Here is a 22319-nt window from a genome sequence, read left to right on the forward strand (position 1 = left end):
ATTGACTGTCATGAGATGTCAGTATTGACTACGGATGACTAGAACATATTCTGATAAGCATCAACTTTCAATATCTGTTGCGTTTGTTGTTTATTGAAATAAATATCCAGTTGTGCACCATCTTTAGCAATTTCATGCGTCCGATAATGTAAACCAATACCTTCTTGATCAAAGAACCAATCTGCTTGCCCCCAGTAGAGTTTTTGAGGCGCGTGTTGTTTCACTTCGGTGCTTTGTGCTTTTAACCATTTTTGATACGCTTGCTGCACAATATTATTCATGTAAGCTTGTTGTTTGGGCTGAATTAAATCCAATAAAGCTACAGTTTGCTGCTTTTTACGATCTGCCACAAAGAAGTAATAGCGCTCTTTAACATTAACCCCCTCTTGCTTGGTATCTACCCCTAACTGCATCAGTACATACTGATTCCGTTGATAAGCAATTCGGGTATACATCGACAATTCGTAGGCTTTATTCTTAGAAAATTCTGCTTGCCATGCATCCGATTTTTTCACATAAGCATTGATGGCTTGCTGCAAAGTCATTTTTTGTTTCATACCGATTTGATCTTGAATCACCACGGCTTGGCTTTTGGCAATCCAATCATTAAGCCAAGCATCAGCGGTATGCACCGTTTGAATACTGAGATCAATACAATTCTTGGTTTCACAAAAAGGTAAAGCAATTTTTGCCTCTTGTTCTTGGATATTTAAATACGGTAGCACCTCTGCTTGCTCGGTTTTAAATATAGCAGCGGGTGACTTTTCCTGTGCCGATTCTTCTGTGGATTCTTTTTTTGAAGCATCACAGGCACTGAGTATCAGACCAATAGCAATCATGGATGCAGCCACTATTTTCCCGTTCATGCTCACAACTCTTTTTCTAAAATAATAATCTATATCAATGATGCTAAGGAGGCTGTTGACACTTCATCTATGTTTGCAACGACACATATTTTTTAGCTGACATAAGACATGAAGTAGGAAATTTAAAAATAGTCTCGCTATTCTTTGCATTTCATACCTTATCTGCTCAATTTTAGCCTACAGCGCAAACTATTTATGAAATGTCATCAGCCCCCTAATAAAACAGCCTCATAAAGAAGCTGTTTTATTTTTTATTCTATTTAGTGTTCGCGTGTCGCCCGGAATTGGATATCAGGGTAACGCTCTTGCATCAACTGTAAATTCACACGGCTTGGCGCAAGGTAGGTCAAATGACCGCCACCATCAAGGGACAATTGATCGTGGGCTTTTTTCTTAAACTCATTGAATTTCTTTTCATCATCACATGAAACCCAACGTACGGTATTGATGTTGACTGGCTCATACACACAATCTACTTTGTATTCTTCTTTCAATCGATAGGCAACCACATCAAACTGAAGAACACCGACTGCACCCACAATCAAATCATTGCTGATTTGCGGCATAAATACCTGTGTTGCACCTTCTTCTGAAAGCTCTTTCAAACCTTTTTGTAACTGTTTCGATTTTAACGGATCTTTTAAACGAACACGGCGGAACATTTCCGGTGCAAAGTGCGGAATACCAGTAAAGTGTAGATTTTCACCCGAGGTGAATGTATCACCAATTTGAATGGTTCCGTGGTTATGTAAACCAATAATGTCACCCGGCCAAGCTTCTTCAAGCTGTTCGCGCTCACCTGCGAGGAACGTTAAGGCATCACTAATTCGTACATCTTTACCTAAACGTACATGATTCATTTTCAGACCTTTTTCATACTTACCTGAGCAGATACGCATGAAAGCAATACGGTCACGATGTTTCGGGTCCATATTGGCTTGAATTTTAAACACAAAACCAGAGAAGCCTTCTTCCGTTGCTTCAACGACACGTTCATGTGTTGGATGAGCTTTAGGTTCAGGTGCCCACTGAATAAATGTATTCAGCACGTGATCCACCGCAAAGTTACCCAAAGCCGTACCAAATAATACAGGTGTTTGTTTACCTTCTAGGAACAAGTCACGATCTAATGGCTCATTGGCCATTTGTACAAGCTCTAACGACTCTTCAAATGCGGCAAAAGCAAGTTCACCCACTTTTTCACGCAAGTCAGGATGGTCATAGCTATCACGAACTTCAATATCGGTAATGGTTGAACCAAAACCAGCCTTATACACATAAAATTTTTCTTCGAGTAGGTTGTATACCCCAGCGAAGTCACGTCCTGTACCCAGTGGCCATGTAATTGGCACACACTGAATTTTAAGAACATTTTCAATTTCATCCAAAAGCTCTAAAGGCTCACGGATTTCACGGTCCATTTTATTGACGAAAGAAATAATCGGTGTATCGCGCATACGACACACTTCCATTAATTTAATGGTTCGATCTTCGACACCTTTTGCACCGTCAATCACCATTAATGCAGAGTCAACCGCAGTTAATGTACGATAAGTATCTTCAGAAAAGTCTTCATGCCCTGGGGTATCTAATAAATTAATGACATGTTTTTTATAAGGAAACTGCATTACAGAGGTGGTGATGGAAATCCCACGCTCTTTTTCCATTTCCATCCAGTCAGACGTTGCAGCACGGTCTGACTTGCGGCTTTTGACCATTCCTGCAACCTGAATTGCCTTACCCCATAACAACAGTTTTTCTGTCATGGTGGTTTTACCAGCATCGGGGTGGGAAATAATCGCGAACGTCCGTCGCTGAGCGACCTGTGCCGCTAATTCATCTTTAAAACTCATGAAAGATACCTACTGCAGAATGGCAGTGTAAAAGATCAGAACTGATCAATATAAAAATTTGCCGATATTGTAGCAGATCATCAAACTTTTGAAATGAGCTAAACTTGTTCAAAGAACATCTATCTTAACTTGAAAATGTATATTTAATCTCTTCTAAGTGATCAACCTTCACGGGCATTCCCAACAAATACCCTTGCAATTGCTGGCATCCTAAACGGGTTAAGATCTCCGCCTGCAATGGCGTTTCCACCCCTTCTGCTGTGACCACCAAGCCTAATTTAATTGCCAATTGAATAATACTGGCTAAAATCATTTCATCTTTTGAACCTATAGCAAGATCTTTAATAAATTCTCGATCTATTTTCAACTCATCAACAGGTAAATTTTTTAAATACAAAAAACTAGAATGTCCTGTACCAAAGTCATCAATGGCAAGTTTAATCCCCATCTGACGCAAACGGTTAAAACAACGAATACTGGCATCAATATGATGCATCGCGGTAGATTCAGTGATTTCAATTGCCAAATGATGCGGTTTAATTTGATACTTTTGAAATAAGCCTTCAAGCGTTGAAAACAGATGTTTGTGTTCAAATTGTACCGCAGACAAATTTACAGCCACAGGGAAATAATTTGAACCATTGCGCTCCCAAATTTGGATTTGTTTACAAGCTTGCTCAAGTGCCCAATACCCCATTGGAATAATCAGTCCGGTTTTTTCAGCACCAGGAATAAACATATTGGGTGGTAAAAGCCCTAAATTTGGATGATTCCAACGAATAAGTGCTTCTACGCCACAAATTTCACGATTTTGGGTGGTAAATTTAGGCTGATAAAACAGAACAAATTGTTGTTCTTCTACTGCTTTATATAAATCATTAATAAGTTTAGTTTGGCTTTTCGCTTCTTGTTGATCGGCCGTGAAATTAAAGAATGAATAGGTATTTCTGCCCTGATTTTTTGATGTCAACATTGCAGCATCAGCATTAATCAATAAATCTTGTAAATTATTGGCGTGATCTGGATACATCGCGATGCCGATACTACTCGAAATATTAATTTCTTTACCCGCAATTAAGAAACTGTCCTGTATCCATCCCAATACCTCTTCTGCGGTTTCGCTAGCCGTGTCAATGGTTGCTCTTTCTAGCACCATCAGAAACTCATCACCACCGATACGCAGCAACTTTTCATTTGCCTTGAGTTTACTGTGAATCCGCGTAGCAAGCAGTACCAACAGTTGATCACCCACATGATGACCAAAAACATCATTCACTGCCTTAAAGCGATCTAAATCAATATAAAGAAAGGCAATTTTATCATCGCGATAACGATGCTCAGTAAATAAAAAATGTGAATATTCGGCTAAGAATAAACGGTTAGGCAACTTGGTTAAATTATCTTCCACTGCTCGATTGGCTAACTCACGATTGACTTTAGACAACTGTTTATTACGTGCTTCTAAGCGTTGTTCTAATACAGCCACACAAAATGTAGCAATTAAAATTAAGCTACTAATAAATACGATTGTAAATAAAATTAATCCTTGTTCCGTTTGATAGTTCGAAAGCAGTTGATCGGTATGGATAGAATCAAAAGACATTGCAGCCATACCGGTATAGTGCATAGCAATAATGGTAAAAGCCATCATCAATACAAGGTAGAGTTTAATATGAATCAGTTTATAGACCGCATTTTTATATTTAAAAGTCAGCCATAAAGTTAAGCCAGATCCACTAATGGCAATCACAACAGAAAAAAGCGTTAATAATGGATCGTAGTGTATTTTATGCTGCCCCAACACTAAGCCCATCATTCCGACATAGTGCATTCCAGAAATACCGAGCCCCATCAAGAGTGCACCCAAAATAAGGCGCATAAACGGTAATGTTTCTTTGGTGATTAACCACACAGCAAAGGTAGATGCAATAAATGCAATAAGATAAGAAACAAAAACAAACCTGTAATCAGAAGAGTAAGCTGCTGGTAAATGGCTGGCCAGTATACCAACCAAATGCGTACACCATATTGCAGCACCTAAAACAAAGCCACTGATCACAAGAAGAATTTTTTTATACTTTTGAAACAGCTCACGAAATAATAATTGTTCAATCGATATTGCTAAATAGCAAACTAAAATAGCAACAATAATAGAACCTACAATGAGGCTAAAATCATAATGTATATGAATCATATTCAGCTTCCGTATTGGTTATATTTTTGTTTTAATCCGCATTATTAATATCAATTACCCTTTCACGAAAGTTTTTCGCCTCTAAAAAGTACTTATATAAAAAATCGATCAAAATAAGAATCTTATACTATTTCATTTTGGTCAAGTGGTAATTAGGCTATCCACTTTTATTTCTAATTTAGACATTTCATTAAGCAAACATAGATCAAACTTTTTTCAATTAACCCTACTCCGTTCATGTTTTTAATACTTAAAGTCACCACCTGTTAAGCTCAAAAATTAAACAACAACTCCAATTTATTTAAAAAAATCGCTAAAATTGCTGTCTCTTTTTATCTGCCTTTATAACATCAAACCGCTGTTATGTAATCCATAATTACAGATATGCCGCCAAATAAAACCAGTCAGCTGAACTGACTGGTTTTTTAACATTTAAATAAACAATGCTGAATCAACCCTTCTATTGAGCAGAAGCTTGGGTCGATTGTAATTTAGCATAATCCAATAAAACTTGAGCTGACTCAGTCACAAATACTTCTTCTTCAGCTAAAGCAGGTCGTTTTGCCGCTTTCATTTTGGCACGCGACTCAATCAAAGCATCTATTGAAGCTTGATAACTTTCCCAGTTGGCATACGGTTTTTGTCCTGTCACAATTCGACGTTGATTCTCGGACTCTAAGGTTTGCTGCTCTAACGCATTCAACTCTGTTTTACGCTGATCAATATCTAGTACCACACGTTTTTGCTCATCGGTTTTTTTAGCAATGGCTTTACGCTGTTCTAAATATTTAAATTGCGGATCATTCACCACTCGTTGTTGTGATAACTGGGCTAAGTTTTGTACATAAGGTTGTACAGAACCTTCGCGCTTAAAGGGTGCAGTTGGAATAGTGTCCCACTTCAAGGCATTTTTTGCCTTACGCTCACCAAACTCTTCATTGTAAATATCAACGAGTTTAATGTCTGGTACAACGCCTTTATTTTGAGTACTGCCGCCAGTAACGCGATAGAACTTGCGCTGCGTCAAAGTCGCTTGACCATAAGCCAAGGTGTCCAATTGCACTTGTGCTGTACCCTTGCCCGTAGTTGTGCTGCCAATCACAATACCGCGCTCATAATCCTGAATTGCAGCTGAATAAATTTCACTCGCAGATGCTGAAGCCAAATTGACCATTACCGCAAGAGGGCCTGCATAGGTTTGTGTGCCGCCATCATTATCTTCAAATACGCTGACATTACCACTGCCATCACGTATTTGTACTACTGGACCGGTCTTAATCACTTGACCCAACATACGTGCAACTTCTTCAAGTGAGCCACCTGGGTTATTACGTAAATCAATAATAATCCCTTCAACATTCTTTGCAGCCAAAGATTTTAGTGCGTTGTTGGTGTCTTCAGACACTGAACGATATTCTGTGCCTGCACGACGCGCACGATAGTTCAAATAGAAAGATGGAATTTCAATCACACCAAAAGTATAATTTTTGCCATCACGCTTAATGTCAACTGTACGTGAACGTACGCCCGCATCTTCTTCTTGAATCACATCACGCACCAAACTCACGGTACGCGCTTGACCCATTGATGCACCAGCACCCAATAAACGTAAGCTGACTTTTGTGCCACGCTTACCACGGATTAAACCAACCACCTCACCACTTGACCAGCCCACGACATCGACCATTTTGTCGCCATCTTGCGCAACACCAATAATACGATCACCCGATTTAATTTGACCTGACTTACTGGCAGGGCCACCTTCAACAATCGTTTCAATCTTGGTGTAGTCTTCGTTGCCACGTTCAGGACGAATTGAAACCCCAATCCCTTCTAATTGCAAAGTAGTTTGGCGGTTCAGCTCCATCGCATCTACAGGTGGAAAATAGTTGCTATGCGGATCATAGGTCAACATCATCGCATTTAAGGTTTTGTCCAAGACATCATCACTTTTCACACGACTGACACGCTCAAGTTGGCGCGTATAACGCTTGGTTAATGTTTGGACAGGCGTTAAATCCTCTGGACTGGTTAAATCTTGCCCATTGGCTAAAGTAGGATCATCTTTTAATGCTTTTTGTTTGGCAGCCTCTTCTTCTTTGCTAATGTTTAAGTTAATCAGCTGCGACACCAACATTTTTTGCCAATGTTTATGTTGCTCTTCTACAGAATTAAAATAAGGTGCTTTTTCACGATCGGTTTCAATATAAACATTACTTTGCTTTAAGTTTTGTGGTTTTTTCAATTCAGCCAACATGAATTGATAGAACTGTTTTAAACGCTCACGATATTGGGCATGAATTAAATAAGGACCCGATAAATCCCCTGCTTTTAATGCAGCGCCAAAAGTTGAACCATAATTTTTCTTATACTGTTCAACTTCAGAAGCTAAAAATAATGAATGATCTGCATCCAAACTATCTAAATAGAAATCAAGAATTCGATTAGAGGTATTAGCATCTAAGCGCATATTTAAGTAATGTTGACGGTCAACCAATGTTGCCAATTGGCGTGATACCAGTGCTTGTTCTTGTGTCGATTGAATGGTTTGAGGCGCTGCAACGGTATTATTGGCTGCAATTGCCTCGTTCATTACATGGGAAAAGAAAAATCCACCTGTCGCAATTGCAACGGCACAAGCTAATGTTTGAAGTTTCATAAATAATTCGTACTTCCTTGGTCTTTGACCAATATTACAACGTTGTTTTTCAGCATGAATTGAGTATATTCAAATTCTTAAACAACTTAATATGTGTATGTCGTGTAGTTTTATCATATTCTGTACTGTCAAAATGTAGCAAATCATTGCAGAATTCAGGTATTGTTTTTGCTTTATAAAATACCCACACGGACACCGATATGATTGGCGCATTGATGCTAGACATCGCTGGCACAGAACTTACTCAAGAAGATATTGAACTATTACAAGCACCGCAAGTAGGCGGCATGATTTTATTTTCTCGAAATATAGAATCACCAGAACAAGTTCGTGCTTTAACAGATCATATGCGTCGTGTAAGACCCGATATTTTAATTGCCGTTGATCAAGAAGGTGGTCGCGTGCAACGCTTAAAACAGGGTTTTACCTTGCTGCCTGCAATGGGTCGTTTAGGTGAACGCTACCTCAGTGACCCTGAACAAGCTCTTGCTTTAGCTGAACAATGTGGCTGGCTGATGGCAACCGAAGTCCTTGCTGTGGGGATCGACTTTAGCTTTGCACCTGTATTGGACTTAAATGATGTCAGTGATGTGATTGGTGACCGTGCATTTGCCCAAAATATTCAAGATATTGTGCCACTTGCCCGTGCATTTTTAGCAGGTATGAAACGTGCAGGTATGTCAAATACAGGAAAACATTTCCCTGGTCATGGTTCAGTCAAGGCCGATTCTCACGTTGCAGCACCTGTAGATTCACGTTGTTATGATGAAATCTACCATAAAGATATGCAGACTTTTATTCAACTCATGCCGCAACTTGATGCACTCATGCCAGCGCATGTGATTTACGATCAAGTCGACCCAAATCCAGCAGGTTTCTCGCCTTATTGGATTCAAAAAGTCTTACGTCAAGAATTGAACTTTGAGGGTGTGCTTTTCTCTGATGACTTAACCATGCAAGCTGCCTGTGTGGCCGGTGGTGCAGATGCGCGTATCCAAGCGGCACTTAAAGCGGGTTGTGATATGGGCTTAGTCTGTAATGACCGTTCAGCAGCGTGTACTGCTTTAGCAGGTATGCAGCAACTCCCTCTACCCAATCAACAACGTTTAGAACGTATGCGTGGACAAATCCCACCAATCACTGTGGGTCAAACCCTTGAATTAGGTGCTGAATGGAAAAAAGTGAAAGACAATATCGAAAACTTTAAAAAATCATTTAATTAATGCGACAAAAGGAACACGACAAGGTGTTCCTTTTTCTTTATGATAATAAAAAACAAAGTCACAGACTTTTTACATTACTTGGCTCATTTTATCTTGCACAAGAAATTTAAAAAAAGCCGTGATGAAGGTAAAAAATCGAATCGACTTACATTTAAAACTACAAAAACAGATAAGGTCAGGATGACATGACACAACAGCTTTCAGAACATCGACATATTTCATTTACTGCACATTATACGGGCTATATTTGGTACAGCATGGGGATTTCCCACCCTGTTTTTGCGACATCTAAGGGTAAAATGCTGGCAAAATTGGTTCATCCTTTAGAAAGTTGGGCGGAAAAATTTGTCGGTGGCAGCATGCGTACCACACTCAAACAACGCCACAGCATGATTGACCAACATCTTATTCAACTGATTGAGCAGCACCCCGACTTACAAGTGCTGGAAATCGCCAGTGGTCTTTCACCGCGAGGATGGAATTTTCGCCAAAAATTTCCCAATATTGATTATCGTGAACTTGATTTACCCGATATGGCGAAAGTTAAAACCCGAGCTCTCCAAAAAATTGATTGCACTAGCCCCGAAGTTTTATCAGTCGATTTATTCACTGCGGACTTCGAACAAGCATTTCAAGTCTTTGATCCTACTCGCCCATTGGTGATAATTAGCGAAGGTTTAATTAACTACTTCAATAAAAACATGTTATTACAATTACTTCATGCCATTTCAAATTACGGCAAAAATTTCAAAGAATTGCATTACCTCACAGATATCTACCCTGAGCCAGTCAAAAATAAATTAGCCAATTTTATTTGGGGTTGCAGTAAATTACTGAAATTGATGTCGCGTAGCGCTTTTAGTTTTCACTTCGTTCATCCCCAACAGGCACAAAGTTTTTTCCAGCAAGCAGGCTTTGAACAGGTCAATATTACTCAACCGCAACTATATTTTGACCATCAAGCATCCTCTTTATCCTCTAACGAGGAACATCTAGGAGACTTGGTTTGGATGATTCATGCCCACATAAAAAACAGCGTTGATTAACGCTGTTTTTTATGCCGTATTAAAGAAAATTAACTCACCGCTTCCAATACGGCAACGGCTTCTTTTTGTCGTTGTATATAGCGCATTAATCGCTCTGCCACCTCAAAACTGCCATGCTTAAATAAAGCCCGAATTTGCGTTGAACCTACATCAAAAATTAAACATTCAATTTTAAATTGACCTTCTTCATCTTCCAAATGCAAAGCCAAATCACGTGGATATTGTTCCGCTTGTGCCGTTAAACCTTCAGTAAATTCAAGTAAAATGCCAAAGTAGTTTAAATCTACAATCTGGGTAGGTAGTTGCAAATCTGAATGACGATGGGTCAATAACGTCATTGGCTGTTGTACCGTAATGCGTTCTTCCCCACGACGCTCCAAGGTGAGCAATTGCGCCCGTGTCATGGGAATAATGCCTTCCACATTGTGAATGGACAGACCTTGTAAGAAGGTCGCAAATAAACTCATGGTTTCTTTACGACGTTGTAATTGTGGCACATGATCGGCATTGGCAATCATAGCAAATTCCATCTCTGGGCATTGCAGGGCAAAATTGGCATTTTCATGCGGCAAAGTAAAACTATCATATTGTCCACATGCCACCAGCACTTTACACTGTGGAATAGGCACATCGGTTAAACGCAGCAACCGATTACAGTTAATTTCATAGCGCTCTTGCTCGGTTGCCGTAAACTCCGCCATTTGCCTAAAAAACAAACGCTTTGCCGTAGGGGACATCCGCGTTTTATCCATTTTGGCATGATTGACCAAATATAAAATCACCGCCTGACCAAACTCGTCCATGCGTTGTTCTTTCATCAAATGCAAAGACTCTTCAAGCAACATCCGCCAACTTTTACGGGTTTTTTGCATCACTCCCATCAGAATCATGCGATCTACCAATTCTGGACGTTGCACAGCAAAACTCGAAGCCACCACCGACCCCAGCGACATTCCCATCACCGAAACTTTGGAAAGGTTCTCGATATCCAACCATTGCCCTAACATACTGGCTAAATCGGGTAGCTCTAAAGTTCCAGCCGAAATACCCGTATCGCGGTTGCTGATTTGTTGGTTTGCCCCCATCGAAGGCAGATCAATTAAAATGATTGGACCCGCACTCAGCAATTGCTCAACACAGTATTTATAAGAATTAAAATTTTGAAATGCTCCGCCCACGATCACAATTGGCGTATTGTGCATCGTTTCAGGCTGAGCAATCGCCATATATTCAATTTTCCAGCCATCAATCCATGTAGTACGTGCAGGCGCTTTAAAACTGTTTCGATGATAAAGATCAAAAAAACTAACGTTCATATTTGATTGTTGTACTTCCGCGTCCATTTGGATCATGGAATTCATATCCCTTCCTCCATCCTTGCCTTATTGTTATTTTGCAAGAAAATATATATAGAATTTCTGCGCTGTACTGCATCCATTCTTGGCTTTAATTATCAGACGTCTATGTCCCTATATTTTCATTCTATACAGAGGATGATTTCACGTGCAACTTATTCCATCACCACTCATCTAAATTTACAAACAAAAAGAATTTCAAAATATTAACACCTGAAAAGTTTCAAAGATTTTTTTCAAGCGAGATGCTTCATTGTCGTGTTCCAGACTGTTACTATCAAAGGTGTAATTTCTAAGTGATCAAACCGCTATGCAAGATTCAATTGAACAATATATGCAAACGGTAGGACAACAAGCACGCCAAGCTTCTCGCGTGTTAGCAAGCGCTTCTACCCAAACTAAAAACCATGCTTTATCTGCAATTTACACTGCTTTACAAGACAGTGAAGCTGCAATTTTAGCTGCGAACCAAATGGATATGACCAAAGGTCGTAACAGCCATTTGGACAGTGCATTACTTGATCGCTTAGAGCTTACTCCCACACGCTTTAAAGACATGTTGCATGGCTTAAAAGATGTCATAAATTTGCTCGACCCAATTGGTGAAATCACCGATTTAGCCTATCGCCCTTCAGGTATTCAGTTGGGCAAAATGCGCGTACCTTTAGGTGTTGTGGGGATGATTTACGAATCACGTCCCAATGTCACTTTAGAAGCTGCATCACTGGCATTAAAGTCAGGCAATGCCATTATTTTGCGTGGTGGTTCTGAAGCATTAGAATCCAATAAAGCCATTGCCCAAGCCATTCAACATGGTTTAAAAGCATCTGGACTACCTGAAACCTCGGTACAAGTGGTGAATACTGCGGATCGTGCAGCAGTCGGACATTTGATTACCATGTCTGAATATGTCGATGTCATTGTGCCACGCGGTGGTAAAAGCCTGATTGAACGAATTAGCAATGAAGCGCGTATTCCTGTGATTAAGCATCTGGATGGCAATTGTCATGTTTTTGTTGAAGCACAAGCCGATTTGCAAAAGGCCTTACCAATTGCACTGAATGCCAAAACGCATCGTTACGGTGTGTGTAATGCTATGGAAAGCTTGCTGGTCGATGAGAAAGTGGCTGAAGAATTTTTGCCACGCATTGCTGAATTATATGCAGAAAAACAGGTTGAACTTCGTGGCTGCCGCGAAACACAGCGCATTCTCGGTTCAACGGTAAAACCTGCCAGCGAGGAAGATTGGTACACCGAATATTTAGGTCCAATTTTAGCCGTTAAAGTGGTGAGTGGTATTGATGAAGCCATTGAGCATATTAATAAATATGGATCACATCACACCGATGCCATTATTACTGAAAACTATAGCCTTGCCCGCCAGTTCTTAGCACGTGTCGACTCAAGTTCGGTGATGATCAATGCCTCTACCCGTTTTGCCGATGGTTTTGAATATGGTTTAGGTGCCGAAATTGGTATTTCAACCGATAAAATTCATGCCCGTGGCCCTGTTGGACTCGAAGGTCTCACTTCACAAAAATGGGTGGTTTTCGGTGATGGTCAAATTCGCCAATAAGCCCCTTTAATTCATTAAAGTATCCGTGTTCAGTTTCAAGCATGAAGCTGAACACAGTCACTACAATATCCCTGCGCTAAATTTCGTAACATCATAAAAACAACGATAAAAGGAAAAACATGATGTTCTATTATTTAATGATCTGTACATTTTCATTGGCATTATTGGTTTCTTTTGGTGTCATGAAAATTTTTTCACATTCGATTAACCAAATTTTAGCGCGTATTATCAATGACCCCATTCACAGTGCTTGGGCTAAATACACCAAATTTGCGGGCATGGTGGTCGGCACGTCATCAGGAATTCGTATTTATGATATGGAAAAATACATCACACCACTGACCTATACCGATAGTGACAAAAAAATTGTGATTGAATTAACCCAAGAACGCTGGGTACTGGAAATTTACCGCACGATTATTGAAACCTTACAGGGCTTGGCTTGGATGATGCTGGTATTTTTTATGGTGGCATTAATTGCTTATGTAATTGTGCGTTGGTCAGAAATCAAATACCAATCCAAGCCTTCAGACTGAAACCAATCCAATGATTCCAGATACATTATGCTACTGTTATACAAGCAACAATGTATTTGGCGAACAAAACATGACTATAAATAAAAACAATCACCTGATAAATTTTAAGTATTAATCGTTTTCAGGTCGATAGTGCTTAAGTCTAATCACCTAAAGTCTATCTTGGACAGAAAAAAAACACATGTTAAAACATCTTTAAAGATCCAGATTGCATTAAATCGTACTGCATGAAGATCGCTACGGACAACTTAATTTCAATTAGAATTCGGGTATAAAAACGTGTCTACATCAGTATTAGTAATTAACTGCGGATCTTCATCAATTAAATATGCACTTGTTTCTGAACGTCGTGAAGATCGTATTTTTGGTTTGGCAGAAAATTTAGGTTCTGCTGAAGCACGCATCAAAGGCATTACCGCAGGTGGTGCTGCACTTGAACTTTCAATTCCACATGCCGACCATGAAAAGGCTTTGGAAACCATTTTAGAACGCTTATCGCATTATAATCCGCAAGCCATTGGTCATCGTGTAGTACATGGCGGCACACTGACCAAAGCAGAATTACTGACACCTGAAATTGTTGACCGTATTCGTGCAGCAACACCGCTTGCACCGCTTCATAACCCTGCACATTTGGTGGGTATTGACGCAACCATGCGCTTATTCCCTGAATTACCGCAAGTCGCTGTATTCGATACTGCATTCCATCAAACCATGCCTGCACATGCATACCGTTATGCATTACCTAAATTCTTGTATACAGAACATAATGTTCGTCGCTACGGTTTCCACGGTACTAGTCATGCCTATGTTTCAGAACGTGGTTCTTTACTTGCAGGCAGTTATAAACAAGGCGGTTGGCTTACCGCGCACTTGGGTAACGGTAGCTCGACATGCGCCATCTGGAATGGTGAAAGTGTCGATACTTCTATGGGCTTAACCCCATTAGAAGGTGTGGTGATGGGAACCCGTAGTGGTGATGTCGACCCAAGTCTCCATAGCTTCTTGGCAAGCAACTTAGGTTGGGATATTTATAAAATCGACAAAATGCTCAATAGCCAAAGTGGTTTATTAGGCTTGTCTGATTTATCCAATGACATGCGTACGCTGATTGAAGCATCAGAACAAGGCAATGAAGATGCAAGCATTGCAATTGAAGTGTTCTGCTATCGCCTCGCTAAATCACTGGCCGCTTTAAGCTGCGGCTTACCGCGCCTTGATGGTTTATTCTTTACGGGTGGTATTGGTGAAAACTCTGCCTATATTCGTGAAAAAACACTGGCATACCTCCCTCACTTTGGCTTCAACTTAAGTAAAGAGCAAAACGATAACTTAAAGCGTGGCACTGAAGGTCGTATCGATGCGGGAACAGGCCCTCAAATTTGGGTTGTTCCGACCGATGAAGAAGGTCGTATCGCTAAAGAGACTGAGTATGTGGTAAGCCAAGAGGTGAATCAAGCAGCTGCAAAAAAGTCTAAAGATATTGCGATTGCTTAAGTGCTCGCAAACCTTATGCTCGGATTAAACCAATCTTTTATTATTTAGAATAAATTTATGAAAACAATTTTGCTGGTACCCACTGGAGAAGGTGTAGGTTTATCTTCAGCCTGCTTAGGACTTATTTACGCTTTGGAATGCCAAGGTGTAAAAGCAGGTTTTCTTAAACCTTTTTCACAAGAAGCGCATCAAGAATCAGACCGTTCAACGGCACTGTATCGCCATTTATCAAACAGCGAAACGGTTGAACCGATTCCTTATCTCAAGCTCATCCAACAACTCAACTTAGGTGAGAATGATGAGTTACTTGAAGATGCAGTACGATTACATCGCCAAATTGCTAAAAATCATGATTTGATTATTGTCGAAGGTCTGGTTCCAAACAGTCGTGACGCATTTGCATCTACACTCAATGCCGCTTTGGCTCAGGCGCTGGATGCAAAAGTGATTATCGTCAGTAATGCCGATATTAACAAACCTGAAGTGACAGCTGAAAAAGTCGAAAATCAATTACGCTATTTGGGTGGAGCATCGTCTACCCGTATGGCTGGCGTATTGTTCATGCGTACTAAAGGCTTACCAGAAGACTCTGCTAAAATTCCCGTAACGATTGATCCAAATTTACGCTTGATTAGCGATACCAATAAATTTACCGCCCAGATTCAAAAAACCCATGCACATATTGGTTCTGAAAAACTTCCAGTGATTGGTTTAGTGCCATTTAGTAATACGCTCAGTGTGCCGCGAATCTCTGATTTGGCAGCCCATATTTCAGCAGAATGGATTAACCAAGGTGAAGCTAAGCAACGTCGGGTATTACACAGCAGTTTAATTGCTTCAAATATTGAACATGAACTCAATAAATTTGTCGCGGGTGAACTGATTATTAGTGCCTCTGACCGCATTGATGTTTTATTGGCCAGTAGCTTAGCCACCAGCAATGGTGTTCCATTGGCAGGCTTAGTATTGACTGAACATCACGAACCGAATGCTTCCGTTTTAGCGTTCTGTCAAGCCGCAATTAAAAATGGTTTACCAATTCTGCATACATCTTTAAGCACATTTGAAACAGCACAAAATCTTGCAAACTTAAGCAATGAAATTCCAATTGATGACACTGAACGTGCAGAACAAGTGACACGTTTCGTTTCTAGCCACATCAATGCCGATTGGATTGCACTACTTTTAAATGGCTCATACAAACCGCGCTTATCCCCTTCAGCTTTCCGTCATGAATTGGTGCAAAAATCAATTGCAGCGAAAAAACGTATTGTATTACCAGAAGGTGACGAGCCGCGTACCATTCAAGCAGCAGCAATCTGCCAATCACGTGGTATCGCACATTGTATCTTATTGGCAAAACCTGAAATTGTAGTTGAAGTCGCTAAAGCACGTAATATTGAATTGCCGCATGATCTTGAAATTATTGATCCTGATCTGATTCGTGAAAACTACGTACCGAAAATGGTTGAACTACGCAAAGGTAAAATCAACGAACTACAAGCGCGTGAACAACTTCAAGATACAGTTGTTTTAGGGACGATGATGCTTGCTCTAGATCAAGTGGATGGCTTGGTCTCTGGTGCTGTACATACCACGGCAAATACTGTTCGCCCTGCATTCCAACTGATTAAAACCGCACCTGAATATTCATTGGTATCCTCTGTGTTCTTCATGTTGTTACCTGATGAAGTCTACGTTTATGGTGACTGTGCGATTAATCCAGATCCTGATGCTGAACAATTGGCTGAAATTGCCATTCAGTCTGCCGACTCTGCTAAAGCCTTTGGTATTGACCCACGTATTGCCATGATTTCCTATTCAACAGGAACATCGGGTGCTGGTGCAGAAGTCGAAAAAGTGGCGAAAGCGACTGAAATTGCCAAACAACGTCGTCCTGATCTACTTATTGATGGCCCACTACAATACGATGCGGCTTCGGTTGAAAGTGTTGGACGTTCAAAAGCCCCTGATTCACAAGTTGCTGGTCGTGCCAATGTGTTTATTTTCCCTGATTTGAACACAGGCAACACCACATATAAAGCCGTTCAACGCTCGGCAAATGTGGTGAGTGTAGGGCCAATGTTGCAAGGTTTAAATAAACCTGTAAATGACTTGTCTCGTGGTGCATTGGTCGATGATATTGTGTTCACCATTGCTTTGACGGCAATTCAGGCGGAACAACAAATTGAAGCCAAGGCCAGCAAAGCCTCTTAATTTCATTTAATTGTTTTCAAAGACCACTCTTTCGAGAGTGGTTTTTTATGGATAATTTATCTAAACATTATTATGTTCAATAGACGGTTTTGAATCTTCAAATTAAAAACATAGAAATTATATTTTCCTATTTTGGAACGACATTTTATGTCGTTAATATAATGATAAGACTCTATATTTAATATATTATTTAATCTAACTATAAACTTTATAAGAGAAAAAATATGCCATTACCAATAGTTTTGTGGGGAGCAGCAGCAGCTCTTGGAGCAACAGGCGTTTTTAAAGGTGCCAAAGCTGTGGGCAATATGAAAGAAGCTAAACAAATAGGTGAAAATGCTGAGGTTACTTATGACGAAGCACTTAATCATTTAGAACAGAAAAAAGAAGAAACGAATACTCAATTAGAAGAACTTGGTCGCCTTAAATTAAGTATTTTCACTCATCAAATTAAACATACTATTGATGTAATAAAAAAGTCTAAAAATGCAAGTGGTAAGTTAGAAAATTTTGAATCTTCAATCTCTATTGAAGAGATTCAAGCAATGGAAGCTATGGTTCTCAATTCTTTAAAATTAGAAGCAGGATTATTAGCAGGAACGACAGGTGGGGCGCTAGCAGGATTTGGGGCATATAGTAGTGTTGGGCTATTGGCTTCAGCTTCAACAGGAACTGCTATTTCAGGTCTTTCTGGCGTAGCAGCGACTAATGCAACGTTAGCTTGGCTTGGTGGTGGTTCTATTGCAAGTGGTGGATTTGGTATGGCTGGAGGAATGATCGCTCTTGGAGGGATTGTAGCTGGTCCAGCTTTGGCAATCGGTGGCTTTATGCTTGCTAGTAAAGCTGAAGAAGCATTAACAAAAGCTGTGAAATATTCAGCTCAAGTTGATAAGGCAGTTTCAGAAATAAAAATGATTGAAACTGTTTTAGATGGTATTCAGAAAAATGCTGATGAAGTTATTTACACTTTAAATCAATTGGTTCATAGATTTGAATCTATGAAAGTTAATGATGATTCAGATCCACAAGCATTTAAACAAATGATTGTGAATACTAAAGTTTTAAAAGATTTATTGGATTGCAAAATTATAGATGAAGAGGGATCTCCTATTAAAAATATTAAGCATACTTGCCAAGGTCTTTTAAAAATCTAAGAAAGAGTATAAATGATGGCTAAACAAGAGCTTATTAAAGCTACTAAAAATCTGAAAAATGTCAATGTGATTCCAAAGCCATCACCAGATATGGCTTTTCAGGCATTTAAGATGCTTGCTGATGCGCATCATGAATATAGGATGACTGTGCAGGCTGAAACAACAAAACGAGAAGCAATACATGCTTGGCGAGATGTTAATGTTGGAAAAATTGAACAGCAAACTGAGTTTTTAAAAGCTTATTTAGCCGAAACCTTCAAGGAAAGACGTCATTCAATTGATGAGATGTTTGAACGTTTAGATAAAGGTATTGAAGCTGGGAATATGGATTTAGTTAATTTAGCAATGGAAAGTATCACAACCATTGTTAAATCATCCCCTCTCAAAGAAGCTGAAAAAATAATTCAGGCACTAAATGATCCAAATATAGAAAAAATTGAGTTTTAAATGCAGAAACCATTTCCTTGTACTCAATGTGGCTGTTGTTGCAAACAGGTATTTCGGTCTGAATTAACCGCTTATTTAGATAAAGGTGATGGGAGCTGTAAGTATTTATCTAGTGATAATACATGCTCAATTTATGAAGATCGACCTGACATTTGTCGGGTTGATCTTCAGTACAAGTTGTTTTTCTCATCAAAAATGACTTGGAATAAATTTATTGAAATTAATGTAGAAGCATGTGCTTTTCTACAAAATGAAATTGATAGTTAGTAGGAAGATTGTAATTATGAAAGTTGTTTTTTCTGAAGATTTAGAAATCAAAAAGAATCAAGAAATAGTCGAAGAGCTAAATCTTCATGAAGCTATTAAAAATATTGTAAATAATGGAAATCCTGAAAGTAATAAGGCTGGAAGAGTAGAATAGGAATCATGCGAAATTTTTTATGCACCCATGAAAAAAGCTTTTTTTGGGAGTGGCAGCAGTGAAATGTTAGGTCTAATTAAGATATTAGATGGCGATGTTTTATATGAATCTTATAGTAAGGAGGATAACACCTCAGCTGAAGCAAGCGTCTCTTCTGCTATAAGAGGCTATGATTGTAGATACACAACACAATTTCGGAAAGGGAAATGGGTAGAACGTTTATTAAAGTATTCAGAAGAAATCTCTCAACAATACCAAGCAGAAGTTGAAAAAAATAAGGAAGAGGCTCAAGTAGAAAAAATGAAGCCTTTTGCTGAAATAGATTTTTAATTGCTGAATAACAACTATTGTTAGAACCAATTTAAAAATCAAATATTTACACTTTATCAAAAAGCTCAACTTATGCTAATTAGGCTTTTTACATAACTAGTCGCGTTCCACGCTCATTATTCAATCATTGTTCCACATTTTTATTTAGCAGAATTTAATACAACTTTTGCGCCAACCACACCGTATGTCCTGTACATTCAACATCTTCAGCGACCATTTTTATGACCTGAAAACCATGATCATTCAATAACGCTGTATATTCTTCAGGGGCAAGACTTGCATGATACAAAGCATCGCCAAACAAATCGCCTATCGCTTCACCATGACTTGGCCCACTGCTAAACATCAGCGCCGTTCCTTGCTGTGCAAATCGTGTAAATTGACTAAACATCTGCCGTTGATCATTCGGTGTTAAATGAAAAAAACTATCCCATGCCAAAATAGCATTAAATTTTTGATCGAATTCAACGGTTCGCATGTCTGCTTGAAGCCAACGCTGTTCAGGAAAGTTTTGCCTAGCCATTTCAATCATCACATCTGAACTATCGACGCCTATTATTTTATGATCATGCTGAATCAGATAATCTGCTATGGGTTTTCCCGAACCACAACCTAAATCTAATATTTCAGAATGTTGGGGAATTAATGATAAAAAATGATCTAACCATGTTTTTTCATACAGAAAATTGCCGCGTAATTCAGTCCATGCACGCGCATGTTTTTTATAAATTTCAATAATATTTTGCGCAGACTCGAACTGATTTTTCATGATTCAAAATTTCTTATGTTTTAAACAGTATACGTAAATTTAGATCATGATTTGAAGATTTGAAGATTTGAAGATTTGAAGATTTGAATTATTTTAAACAAAAAAAAGAAGATAAAGCTTAAGCCTGATCTTCTTGTTGACCGTAGAACCACGTTGCTGCGATAAACAATGAAAAACCAACCACTGAAACAACTGCTGTAAGCATGTGTTTTTTACTCTAAATTTAATTAAATAATTATGTAAAAGTTTTATGACAATATTATGACAACACTGTCATATTCCACATAATCAGAAATAATATTTTAACTTTCAAAAAGATATAGATAAAAAATACATTTAACACATCTTAATTTGAGCTTTAAATACCATCCTCATATTGAAATATGACCACTTTTCATTCTATCAATGACAAAAAATACCATAAAAATGGCATCAATCTTCAGTTGAAATTGCCTATTAAACTTTCGCCCAAAAAGCAGTCAAAATACCCACAAAACTTGCTTTTTATCTTATAATTTAGCCCGCTAGCTAACAGCCCGCTCAAGAGATATTTGATATGACAACTATTATCAAGCAAGATGACTTGATCACATCAGTAAAAGATGCGCTTCAGTTCATTTCTTACTATCATCCACAAGACTTTATCCAAGCGATGAGCCGTGCTTATGATCGTGAAGAGAACAAAGCCGCAAAAGATGCTATTGCACAAATCTTAATTAACTCTCGTATGTGTGCAGAAGGTCATCGCCCGATCTGCCAAGATACAGGGATTGTTAACGTATTTCTTGAAGTGGGTTTAGACGTTAAATTTGATTTAACCATGAGCCTAGATGACGCAATTAACGAAGGTGTACGTCAGGGTTACCTAGAAAACTCGAACATTCTTCGTGCATCTGTTTTAGCCGATCCTGCTTTTGGTCGTAAAAATACCAAAGACAACACCCCTGCCGTGATTCACTACAAACTCGTACCGGGTAACAAAGTCGATATTACTGTGGCTGCCAAAGGTGGCGGTTCAGAAAATAAATCTAAATTGGCGATGTTGAATCCATCTGACTCTATTGTGGATTGGGTACTTAAAACTGTTCCAACCATGGGTGCAGGCTGGTGTCCACCGGGTATGTTGGGTATTGGTATTGGTGGTACTGCTGAAAAAGCCATGATGCTTGCTAAAGAAGCATTGATGGAAGAAATCAACATGGACGAATTGCTTCGTCGTGGTCCACAAAGCAAAATGGAAGAACTCCGTATTGAGATCTTCGAAAAAGTAAATGCTTTGGGTATTGGTGCACAAGGTCTTGGCGGTTTAACCACTGTTCTGGATATTAAAATCAAAGATTATCCATGTCATGCTGCGGGCAAACCCGTTGGTATGATTCCGAACTGTGCTGCAACACGTCATGCACATTTCCAGTTAGATGGTTCAGGTATTGCGCATATTCAAGCACCTAAATTGTCTGACTATCCTGCTGTAACTTGGGATTCTTCAACCTCTAAACGTGTTGATCTAGACAACATCACTCAAGAAGAAATGAATTCTTGGCAGCCGGGCGATACTTTATTGCTTAACGGTACAATCTATACTGGTCGTGACGCTGCACATAAACGTATGTGTGAAATGCTAGATAACGGTGAAGAGCTTCCAGTTGATCTTAAAGGTAAATTCATTTACTACGTAGGTCCAGTCGATCCGATTGGCGATGAAGTGGTTGGTCCTGCTGGTCCAACAACTGCAACACGTATGGACAAATTCACCCGTCAAGTTTTAGAAGCAACGGGCTTGTACGGCATGATTGGTAAAGCAGACCGTGGTCCAACGGCTATTGAAGCGATTAAAGACAACAAAGCAACTTACCTAATGGCTGTTGGTGGTGCTGCGTACTTAGTTTCTAAAGCAGTACGTCAAGCTGAAGTTGTTGCTTTTGCTGACTTGGGTATGGAAGCAATCTACAAATTTGTGGTTGAAGATATGCCTGTATCGGTTGCGGTTGACGTGAATGGTACGTCTATCCATGCCACTGCACCAAAAATCTGGCAAGCAAAAATTGGTAAAATCCCTGTGGTAGATGCTGCTGCAGGCTAAGCAATAAGTTTTACTTTTTTTCAACACCCTTAACATGCTAAAGTTATGTTAAGGGTGTTTTTTTGCCTAATTTTTACACTTTCCAATCAATAG

The 22319-nt window shown here is 39.3% G+C and carries 17 protein-coding genes; 11 read left to right on the top strand and 6 right to left on the bottom strand.

What is annotated here, in order from left to right:
• Positions 1 to 38: 38 nt before the first annotated feature.
• From B9T30_RS03145 to B9T30_RS03160, 4 genes are all read right to left on the bottom strand, one after another.
• A complete protein-coding gene (locus tag B9T30_RS03145; RefSeq protein WP_086183738.1) occupies positions 39 to 866 on the bottom strand; it encodes a hypothetical protein in 828 nt (275 codons plus the stop codon).
• Between the two features lie 260 nt (positions 867 to 1126).
• Positions 1127 to 2719: a peptide chain release factor 3 gene (locus B9T30_RS03150; protein ID WP_086183739.1), complete on the bottom strand. Its 1593-nt coding sequence runs from the start codon at positions 2717 to 2719 to the stop codon at positions 1127 to 1129.
• Between the two features lie 124 nt (positions 2720 to 2843).
• Positions 2844 to 4913 carry a putative bifunctional diguanylate cyclase/phosphodiesterase gene (locus tag B9T30_RS03155; RefSeq protein WP_086183740.1) on the bottom strand — a complete coding sequence of 690 codons (2070 nt, stop codon included), beginning with the start codon at positions 4911 to 4913 and terminating at the stop codon, positions 2844 to 2846.
• Positions 4914 to 5373: 460 nt separating this feature from the next.
• The gene (locus B9T30_RS03160) at positions 5374 to 7572 is read right to left on the bottom strand and encodes a carboxy terminal-processing peptidase (protein WP_086183741.1); all 2199 of its coding nucleotides are present in this window, start codon (positions 7570 to 7572) and stop codon (positions 5374 to 5376) included.
• 200 nt (positions 7573 to 7772) lie between these two features.
• On the opposite strand from B9T30_RS03160, the gene nagZ reads away from it, so the two are divergent.
• Complete coding sequence (gene nagZ / locus B9T30_RS03165; RefSeq protein ID WP_086183742.1) at positions 7773 to 8795, top strand: beta-N-acetylhexosaminidase; 1023 nt, start codon at positions 7773 to 7775, stop codon at positions 8793 to 8795.
• Positions 8796 to 8980: 185 nt separating this feature from the next.
• The gene (locus B9T30_RS03170) at positions 8981 to 9841 is read left to right on the top strand and encodes a class I SAM-dependent methyltransferase (RefSeq protein WP_086183743.1); all 861 of its coding nucleotides are present in this window, start codon (positions 8981 to 8983) and stop codon (positions 9839 to 9841) included.
• A 29-nt stretch (positions 9842 to 9870) separates the two neighbouring features.
• On the opposite strand, the gene B9T30_RS03175 is transcribed toward B9T30_RS03170, so the two are convergent.
• Positions 9871 to 11202 (bottom strand): alpha/beta fold hydrolase, encoded by a 1332-nt coding sequence (locus tag B9T30_RS03175; protein WP_086183744.1) that lies wholly within the window; start codon positions 11200 to 11202, stop codon positions 9871 to 9873.
• A gap of 304 nt (positions 11203 to 11506) precedes the next feature.
• Here B9T30_RS03175 and B9T30_RS03180 point away from each other — a divergent pair, with 304 nt between their 5' ends.
• The 8 genes from B9T30_RS03180 (at position 11507) to B9T30_RS03215 (ending at position 19374) form a co-directional block, all read left to right on the top strand.
• On the top strand, positions 11507 to 12772 hold the full coding sequence (locus B9T30_RS03180) for a glutamate-5-semialdehyde dehydrogenase (protein ID WP_086183745.1): 1266 nt from the start codon (positions 11507 to 11509) through the stop codon (positions 12770 to 12772).
• 122 nt (positions 12773 to 12894) lie between these two features.
• Positions 12895 to 13308: a hypothetical protein gene (locus B9T30_RS03185; RefSeq protein ID WP_086183746.1), complete on the top strand. Its 414-nt coding sequence runs from the start codon at positions 12895 to 12897 to the stop codon at positions 13306 to 13308.
• 279 nt (positions 13309 to 13587) lie between these two features.
• Positions 13588 to 14805 (top strand): acetate/propionate family kinase, encoded by a 1218-nt coding sequence (locus B9T30_RS03190; RefSeq protein ID WP_086183747.1) that lies wholly within the window; start codon positions 13588 to 13590, stop codon positions 14803 to 14805.
• 57 nt (positions 14806 to 14862) lie between these two features.
• Positions 14863 to 17022: a phosphate acetyltransferase gene (gene pta, locus B9T30_RS03195; protein WP_086183748.1), complete on the top strand. Its 2160-nt coding sequence runs from the start codon at positions 14863 to 14865 to the stop codon at positions 17020 to 17022.
• 224 nt (positions 17023 to 17246) lie between these two features.
• Positions 17247 to 18176, top strand: a complete 930-nt coding sequence (locus B9T30_RS03200) for a hypothetical protein (protein ID WP_086183749.1) — start codon at positions 17247 to 17249, stop codon at positions 18174 to 18176.
• Between the two features lie 12 nt (positions 18177 to 18188).
• The gene (locus B9T30_RS03205) at positions 18189 to 18623 is read left to right on the top strand and encodes a hypothetical protein (protein ID WP_227518938.1); all 435 of its coding nucleotides are present in this window, start codon (positions 18189 to 18191) and stop codon (positions 18621 to 18623) included.
• 283 nt (positions 18624 to 18906) lie between these two features.
• Positions 18907 to 19044 carry a hypothetical protein gene (locus B9T30_RS16455; RefSeq protein ID WP_171264116.1) on the top strand — a complete coding sequence of 46 codons (138 nt, stop codon included), beginning with the start codon at positions 18907 to 18909 and terminating at the stop codon, positions 19042 to 19044.
• 27 nt (positions 19045 to 19071) lie between these two features.
• On the top strand, positions 19072 to 19374 hold the full coding sequence (locus B9T30_RS03215; protein WP_086183751.1) for a hypothetical protein: 303 nt from the start codon (positions 19072 to 19074) through the stop codon (positions 19372 to 19374).
• Positions 19375 to 19528: 154 nt separating this feature from the next.
• On the opposite strand, the gene B9T30_RS03220 is transcribed toward B9T30_RS03215, so the two are convergent.
• Complete coding sequence (locus B9T30_RS03220; protein WP_086183752.1) at positions 19529 to 20143, bottom strand: class I SAM-dependent methyltransferase; 615 nt, start codon at positions 20141 to 20143, stop codon at positions 19529 to 19531.
• 556 nt (positions 20144 to 20699) lie between these two features.
• Between B9T30_RS03220 and B9T30_RS03225 the strand changes: the two genes are divergently transcribed.
• Positions 20700 to 22226 carry a fumarate hydratase gene (locus tag B9T30_RS03225; protein WP_086164972.1) on the top strand — a complete coding sequence of 509 codons (1527 nt, stop codon included), beginning with the start codon at positions 20700 to 20702 and terminating at the stop codon, positions 22224 to 22226.
• Positions 22227 to 22319 lie beyond the last annotated feature (93 nt).

The sequence above is a fragment of the Acinetobacter sp. ANC 4973 genome (assembly GCF_002135275.1).
Classification (GTDB): domain Bacteria; phylum Pseudomonadota; class Gammaproteobacteria; order Pseudomonadales; family Moraxellaceae; genus Acinetobacter; species Acinetobacter kyonggiensis.